The organism is uncultured Methylobacterium sp. (genome assembly GCF_964244095.1).
GTDB lineage: Bacteria > Pseudomonadota > Alphaproteobacteria > Rhizobiales > Beijerinckiaceae > Methylobacterium.
On sequence record NZ_CAXTHR010000181.1, the window covers coordinates 1 to 7,597 of the forward strand.

At 68.9% G+C, this 7,597-nt stretch carries 6 protein-coding genes; 1 reads left to right on the plus strand and 5 read right to left on the minus strand.

What is annotated here, in order from left to right:
• Window positions 1-1,054, minus strand: a 1,054-nt coding sequence (gene sufB, locus ACFE86_RS20080) for a Fe-S cluster assembly protein SufB (RefSeq protein ID WP_375457093.1), incomplete at its 3' end; no start/stop codon positions are given.
• Between the two features lie 69 nt (window positions 1,055-1,123).
• Window positions 1,124-2,293, minus strand: a complete 1,170-nt coding sequence (locus tag ACFE86_RS20085) for a cysteine desulfurase family protein (RefSeq protein WP_375457094.1) — start codon at window positions 2,291-2,293, stop codon at window positions 1,124-1,126.
• Between the two features lie 297 nt (window positions 2,294-2,590).
• On the opposite strand from ACFE86_RS20085, the gene ACFE86_RS20090 reads away from it, so the two are divergent.
• Complete coding sequence (locus ACFE86_RS20090; RefSeq protein ID WP_375457095.1) at window positions 2,591-3,247, plus strand: alpha/beta hydrolase; 657 nt, start codon at window positions 2,591-2,593, stop codon at window positions 3,245-3,247.
• A 164-nt stretch (window positions 3,248-3,411) separates the two neighbouring features.
• Here the strand turns inward: ACFE86_RS20090 and ACFE86_RS20095 are convergent, their stop codons facing one another.
• The 3 genes from ACFE86_RS20095 to ACFE86_RS20105 form a co-directional block, all read right to left on the minus strand.
• Window positions 3,412-3,699, minus strand: a complete 288-nt coding sequence (locus tag ACFE86_RS20095) for a Fis family transcriptional regulator (RefSeq protein ID WP_375457096.1) — start codon at window positions 3,697-3,699, stop codon at window positions 3,412-3,414.
• Entirely contained in the window at window positions 3,696-4,046 is a 351-nt protein-coding gene (locus tag ACFE86_RS20100) for a type II toxin-antitoxin system RelE/ParE family toxin (protein WP_375457097.1), read from the minus strand. The genes ACFE86_RS20095 and ACFE86_RS20100 overlap by 4 nt, the downstream gene beginning before the upstream one ends.
• Window positions 4,047-4,124: 78 nt before the next feature.
• On the minus strand, window positions 4,125-7,597 hold a 3,473-nt coding region (locus ACFE86_RS20105), incomplete at its 5' end, for a Pls/PosA family non-ribosomal peptide synthetase (RefSeq protein ID WP_375457098.1).

The window sequence follows — 7,597 nt, forward strand, 5'->3', positions numbered from 1 at the left end:
CGGAATCGACCTGCTGCATGCCGTTCGACACCGCGATCGAGTAGAACTCGCCGCGCGAGTTGTCACCGCGCAGGATGCAGGACGGGTACTTCCAGGTAATCGCCGAGCCGGTCTCGACCTGCGTCCACGAGATCTTGGAATTGTCCCCGCGGCAATCGCCGCGCTTGGTCACGAAGTTGTAGATGCCGCCGCGGCCCTCGTTATCACCGGGATACCAGTTCTGAACCGTCGAGTACTTGATCTCGGCGTCGTCCAAGGCGACCAACTCGACCACGGCGGCGTGGAGCTGGTTGTCGTCGCGCTTCGGCGCGGTGCAGCCTTCGAGGTAGGAGACGTAGCTGCCCTTGTCGGCGATGATCAGCGTGCGCTCGAACTGGCCGGTGTCGCGCTCGTTGATGCGGAAGTAGGTCGAGAGCTCCATCGGGCAGCGCACGCCCGGCGGGATGTAGACGAACGACCCGTCGGAGAACACCGCCGAGTTCAGCGTCGCGAAGAAGTTGTCGGTCACCGGCACGACCGAGCCGAGGTATTTCCGCACGAGGTCCGGGTACTCGCGGACGGCTTCCGAGATCGGCATGAAGATCACGCCGGCCTTCGACAGCTCGGCCTTGAAGGTGGTCGCGACCGACACCGAATCGAACACCGCATCGACCGCGACCCGGCGCTCGGGGGCGATGCCCTCCAGCACCTCGACCTCGCGCAGCGGGATGCCGAGCTTCTCGTAGGTCTTCAGGATCTCGGGATCGATCTCGTCGAGCGACATCGCCGCCGGGCGCTTGGGCGCGGCGTAGTAGTAGATGTTGGCGTAATCGACCTTGTCGTAGGCGACTCGCGCCCACTCGGGCTCCTTCATGGTCTGCCAGCGCCTGTAGGCATCGAGGCGCCAGTCGAGCATCCAGGCCGGCTCGTTCTTCTTGGCCGAGATGAAGCGCACCACGTCCTCGGAGATGCCCTTCTCGGACTTCTCCATCTCGATGGTGGTCTCGAAGCCGTACTTGTACTGGTCGAGGTCGATAGAGCGGACCCGATCGATGGTTTCCTGCACGGCAGGCATCAGCATCTCCTAAGCATCGCCGGTTTCAAGGACCGGAGGCTTCGTGTGAGAAGGCGTGGAACGCGGCGTTCAGGCCGCTTCCCGTCTCCGTCTATATAGGGTCGCGACGACCCGTTCGAAGGCGTCGAGGAAGCGCGCGATGTCGCTCTCCCCCGTGTTCCAGCCGAGGCTGACGCGCAGCGCACCCGCGGCGAGCGCAGGGCTCACGCCCATCGCCGCGAGCACCGGCGAGCGCGCGACCCTGCCCGACGAGCACGCGGAGCCCGACGAGACCGCGACGCCTGCAAGATCGAAGGCAATCAGCGCCGTCGGCGCGTCGAGGCCCGGCACGGCGAAGCTGAGCGTGTTCGGCAGCCGCGGCGCAGTGCAGCCGAACACCACCGCGTCGGGCGCGCGGGCGCGCACGCCCTGCTCCGCCGCGTCGCGCAACGCCGCGAGACGCAGCGCGTCCGCGTCGCGTCCGAGCCGGGCGATCTCCGCCGCTGCGCCCATGCCGACGAGGCCGGGCAGGTTCTCCGTGCCGCAGCGCAGCCGCCCCTCCTGCCCGCCCCCACGCACGAACGCAGCGTCGAGGCCGACATCCTCGCGCAGCACCAGCGCGCCGACGCCCTTGGGCGCCGCGAACTTGTGGCCGGACAGGGTGAGGGCATCGAGGCCGAGGGCGGAAAAATCCAGCGGAACCTTGCCCACCGCCTGCACGGCGTCGCTGTGCACGAGCACGCGGCCGTGGGCGCGGGCCAGCGCCACGATCTCCGCGAGCGGCTGCACCACGCCGGTCTCGTTGTTGGCCGCGTGCACCGAGACGAGCACCACCGCGTCGCGCAGCGCCGCGAGGCGGGCTTCGAGCGCGGCGAGATCGAGAAGGCCCGAGGCCAGCACCGGCAGCGTTTCGGTCGCCTCGGCCGGGAAGCGATGCCCGGTGGTGACGCAAGGGTGCTCCGTCGCGCCGATCAGCAGCCGCGTCGGCGCCGGCATTCCGCGGCGCCGGAGCGCACCGGACAGCACGGCGTTCGCGGCCTCGGTGCCGCCGCTCGTGAACACCACGCGGGCCGGTGCGGCGCCGACGAGGCGGCCCAGCCGCTCCCGCGCTTCCTCGAGGGCGGCCCGGGCCGCCCGCCCCTCGGCATGGACCGAGGACGGGTTGCCGGGAAGCGCCAGCGCCCGCGCGACCGCAGCCGACACCTCCGGACGAACCGGAGACGTGGCGTTGTGGTCGAGATAAGCGCGGTCGAGGCTCATGGGTGATCCGTCAGGCGAGAGATGCGACATTTCCTTGCTCTGGCACCGGGTCGGCGTGCTAAGGCGCGCTCGACACGGTCTCGACCCGCCGGCCGGCGGATACGGGCTGGTCGGGATGCACCCCGCCACCGCGTTGTTTGGAATAATTCCAATCGTCTAGAATTATTCTAAGAGAGCTTTTACGTCCGGCGCGGGACGAGTCAAGGCGGCCGTCTCGGTCCGTCGGTCACGGCGAGACGTACACGGCCATCCCGGCGGGCAGCAGCGTCCGGCGGCGGCCATAGGAGTCGAGAACGAATGCCCGAGGTCATCTTCACCGGTCCCGCCGGCCGACTGGAGGGTCGCTATCAGGCCCCCAAGAAGCGGGGCGCGCCGATCGCGATCGTGCTGCACCCGCATCCCCAGTTCGGTGGCACGATGAACAATCAGATCGTGTACAATCTTTTCTACACCTTCGCCAACCGCGGCTTTGCCGCGCTGCGCTTCAACTTCCGCGGCGTCGGCCGCAGCCAGGGCGCGTTCGACCACGGCTCGGGCGAACTCTCGGACGCGGCCGCCGCGCTCGACTGGGTGCAGTCGGTCAACCCGGAGGCGAAGTCCTGCTGGATCGCCGGCGTGTCGTTCGGCTCGTGGATCGGGATGCAACTGCTGATGCGCCGCCCCGAGATCGAGGGCTTCATCTCGATCGCGGCGATGGCCAACCGCTACGACTTCACCTTCCTCGCCCCCTGCCCGTCCTCGGGCCTGTTCGTGCACGGGTCCGAGGACCGGGTCGCGCCGGCCCGCGAGGTGATGCCGGTGATCGAGAAGGTGAAGACGCAGAAGGGCGTCATCATCGAGCACCAGATGGTGGACGGCGCCAACCACTTCTTCGACGGGAAGGTCGAGGAGCTGACGCAGACGGTGGACACGTATCTCGACAAGCGGCTCGGCAGGAAGGACGAGGCGGCTTGAGGACCGATCGGTCGGGCTGTCAGGATCTCACGAGCTCCGTGAAATCCGACCGCTGCGCGACGCGAAAGGCACGGACGTCCCGTACCGACGCGGGGCACCAGGGCAACGCCTTGAGCGCCATGATGGCGGCGGACAATATGGCGAGGTCTTCGACTTCGCCGAATTCAAACCAGTTCGACGCGAAGCTCCCGGCCGACCGCATGCGCTGCGCGGAGCAGGGTGTCCAGTGTCGCGCTACCGCTGGACGGATCGAGGAGCCGATCCACCTGCGTGCGACTCGTCTTCATAAGTTCCGCCATGCGGGCCTTGGAGATTTTCTGCCGCTTCATTTCGGCTGCGATCTGCTCGGCGAGCACGCTCTTGGCCGCAGCGACCGTGACTTCCTCGCGAAGTCCCTCTGCGTCGAGCCAGCTTTCGAAGCTGGATCCGATATGCGGGTTGTCGTCGGTCATCCGCCGATATCCTTCAATCGCTGCCGCGCCAAGACGAGTTCCGTGAGCGGCGTTCGCTGCGTCTTCTTGATGAAGGCGTGAAGCGCGATCAGCCGTCCTTCGCGGAAGCCGAATAACAGCCGCGCCTCGCGCCGGCTCGGCAACGTCGATCTGACTTCGAAGAGCCCGTCTGCCAGAGGTCGGCAGACGGGCAGGCCGACCGGCCAGCCGAGTTGGACTCGGCTCACATCGTACCCGATCGTCCGTCGGTCCTCGCGCGGAAGGGCACTCAGCCAGTCCCGAACCGGTTCTCGCCCCGCCGCGCTGCGATAGAATGCGAGCGGAACGGCTTTCGGCAGACCCAACATCTCGGAGGATCGTACCAAAATTGGTACGATCCGCAAGTGGTCCGGTCGACGTGCGGGAACCGGAATGTCCGGAGGCGTCTACCCCTTCGCCACCACCGGCACCGCCGGCGCGCCCTCCCATTCCGAATGCGCGGGGATCGACTCGCCCTTCATCACGATGGTGAGCGGGCGCAGCCGCGCGTAGTCGCCCACCTTGGTGTCGTAGAGCACCGTCGAGAACGCGCCGACCGAGACGCCGCGGCCGATGACGACGCGGCCGACCTTCATGATCCGGTCCTCGTAGAGATGGGTCTGGAGCGCGGCGGTGCGGTTGATCGTGGCGAAGTCGCCGATCGTCACGCAGTCGAACTCGGTGATGTCGGTGGTGAGCATGCACACGCCCCGGCCCACTTTCACCCCGAACAGCCTGAGCGCCCAGGGCAGGAACGGCGTGCCCTGGAGGTGCTCCAGCAGCACCTTGCCGGCCAGGCCCCAATAGGCCACCGCGATGGCCTCGGTGCGCATCGCCCACCACGACCACATCGGCCGCATGCCGGGCTGGTAGACGCCCATCAGCGCCCACTTCATGGCGATGACGGCCGAGGACTGGATCAGCGCGATGGCGACGCTGACGGCGACGAAGCCGAGCGCGAGCCCGGTCCAGTCGCGCTCCAGAATCGCCGGGTAGAAGTACCAGTCGATCGCGGTGATCGCGAGGGTGATGTAGAGCATCGGCGAGAACGAGGTCGCGAAGGCCTCGAACACGCCGCGCCGCAGCTTCACCAGGCGGCCCGGCTCGTAGGTCTGCGCGAGCGTCCCGACATCGACCCGCTGGCGCGAGGGCAGCTTGATCGGCGGCGAGCCGAACCACGTGTCGCCCGGCGCCATCTCGGCATTGGCCGGCGGCTTCGATTTGATGCCTATCAGCACGTCGTCGGGGATGTCGGCGCCCGGCGGCACCACCGCGTCGTTGCCGACGAACACCCGCGCGCCGGTGCGCGCCGGCGCCAGGTGCATCCAGCCGCGGCGGATTTCCTCTTCGCCGAACACCACCTCGTCGGCGATGAAGTTGCGTGCGCCGACTTCGGCGAGGTCGTGGCGGCTGCCGAGGTTGGTCGAGATCTCGGCGCCCTCCCCCATCGACGCGCCCATCAGGCGGTACCACGCTCGCATGTAGACGGTGGCGAACAGCGACGAGAGCGTCTCCAGGGTCACTTCGGCGGCGAGCGCCACCGACCACTTGCGCAGGTAGAAGCCCGACCAGATCGAATAGGTGCCCGAGCGCCTGCGCGGCAGCACGACCCAGCGGATGCCGGCGATGAGGAGCACGGTGCCGGCCGTCATCAGCATGGCGGTGGGCCATGTCAGCAGCGGCAGGTACCAGTGGTAGTCGATGTCGGTGATGTCGGAGAGCTGGTCGCTGATCTGGTCGAACAGGAAGAACGCCGGGAAGATCGGCAGCAGCCCGACCGCCGGGATCGCGCCGAGCAGCAGCACGTAGAGCGCGAGGAACCCGGCCCGGCGCCGGGTGGAGGCCGGTGCCGGCTCGGGCAGGTCGGAGGGATCGGCCATGCCGACCTTGCGGCCGGGCGAGCCGTCCCAACGCTCGGCCGCGCTGATGCGGGTGCCGGCCGGCACGGTGGTCAGGTCGGCGATCTCGGCGTGATCACCGATCACCGTGTCGTGGCTGATGACGCAGGAGGTGCCGATGGCGGCATCGCGCCCGATCGCGACCGCGCCGATGACCAGCTCGTTGCCTACGATCTCGGCGTTGGCGATCACCAGCCGGCCGCCCAGCGATGCGCCGTCGCCGATGGAGAGCAGGTCCGGCGCTCCGATGTCGATGTCGGAGATCAGGGTGTCGCGGCCGACGCTGGCGCCCATCAGGCGCAGGTACACCGCGAGCGCCGGCGAGCCCTGGAGCCACTTGACGTGGACCAGCGGCGCGAGGCGCTGGGTCAGCCACCAGCGGTAGTAGTAGGTCCCCCAAAGCGGGTGGCGGCCGGGCTTCGTCCGGCCGAGCACCAGCCATTTCGCCGCCACCGCGATGATCGCTGTCGCCGCGTTGATCGCGACGTAGACGAGCAGCAGCACGCCGAGTTCGCCGAAGAAGCCGAGCCCGCCCCCGGTGAGCAGCAGGTAGGTCACGAAGATGCCGAGCCATTGCGCGGTGGCGAGCGCGATCACGAAGGGCAGCGCCGCTGCCTGGGCGAGGCCGCACAACGCCCGGCGCAGGAGCGGCGGAGTCTCGAAGCTTAAGTTCCGGATCGCGGTCTCGGCCCCGGCGCCGCCGGTGCGCACGATCAGCGCGTCGGAGATCTTGCGCAGCGTGCGCTCGCGATAGACGTCCTGGAGCGTGATCGCGGCCAGCGCCGGCGCCTCCCGCACCGCGCCGACGAAGCGCGCGGCGAGCAGCGAGTGGCCGCCGAGATCGGCGAAGAAGTCGCCGTCGAGCGGGATTGGCTGGTTGCCGAACACCTGCTTGGCGGCCGCCAGCATCGCCGCCTCGGTCTGGTTCGCGGGCGGCTCCTGGTCGCCGTCGGCGTCGGCCGCGGTCAGCGTCGCGACGCGGAGCGCCTTGCGGTCGACCTTGCCCGAGGTCAGCCGCGGCAGCACCTCGGCCGCCTCGAAATGGCCGGGCACCATGTACGGCGGCACCTGCTCGGCCAGCGTCCGGCGCAAGCGCCCCTTGTCGAGGGGCTGGCCGCGCTCGGGCACGAGGAAGGCGACGAGGCGGTCGACGCCGTCGTCCGCGCGCAGCACCACCGCCGCCTGGTTGATCCCGGGCAGCGCCTGGATGCGGGATTCGATCTCGCCGAGCTCGACCCGGAAGCCACGGATCTTGACCTGATCGTCGATGCGGCCGTGGAACAGGATGTTGCCGTGGGCATCCAGCGAGACCGCGTCGCCGGAGCGGTAGAGCACCGGGTCGGTCCCGTCGGAGGCGAACGGGTTCGCGATGAACTTCTCGGCCGTCAGCTCGGGCCGCTGGAGGTAGCCCTTCGCGACGCCGGGGCCGCCGATCAGCAACTCGCCGGGCTCGCCGCGGCCCAGCAGCCGCAGGTCCTCGCCGGCGACGTAGACGGAATAGTTGGCGATCGGGCCGCCGATGGTGACGGGCTCGCCCGGCCGCATCTCGGCGGCGGTGGCCACCACCGTCGCCTCGGTCGGGCCGTAGGTGTTGAACAGTTTTCGCGATGACGTCGCCCACCGTGCGACCAGCGGCTCCAGCAGGGCTTCGCCGCCGAGCAGGATCAGGCGCACGCTCGGCAGGTCGGCGGTGATCATCGCCAGCAGCGTCGGCACGGTGTCGAGCACCGTGACCCCGGCCTCGGCGATGATCTTCGGCAGCGTCTCGACGTCGCCCATCATCGCGGGACTCGCCACGAACAGCGTCGCGCCGACAAGGTAGGGGACCCAGATCTCCTCCATCGACAGGTCGAAGGCGACGGAGGCCCCCTGAAACACCACGTCGTCGGGGGCCACCCCGTAGAGCGCGTTCCCGGAGCGCAGGAAATGGCAGATGTTGGCGTGGCTGATGACGATGCCCTTGGGCACGCCGGTCGAGCCCG

Coding starts and splice junctions, on each gene's coding strand:
- ACFE86_RS20085 (WP_375457094.1), bottom strand. CDS start 2,293: ATGAGCCTCGACCGCGCTTATCTCGACCACAACGCCACGTCTCCGGTT.
- ACFE86_RS20090 (WP_375457095.1), top strand. CDS start 2,591: ATGCCCGAGGTCATCTTCACCGGTCCCGCCGGCCGACTGGAGGGTCGC.
- ACFE86_RS20095 (WP_375457096.1), bottom strand. CDS start 3,699: ATGACCGACGACAACCCGCATATCGGATCCAGCTTCGAAAGCTGGCTC.
- ACFE86_RS20100 (WP_375457097.1), bottom strand. CDS start 4,046: ATGTTGGGTCTGCCGAAAGCCGTTCCGCTCGCATTCTATCGCAGCGCG.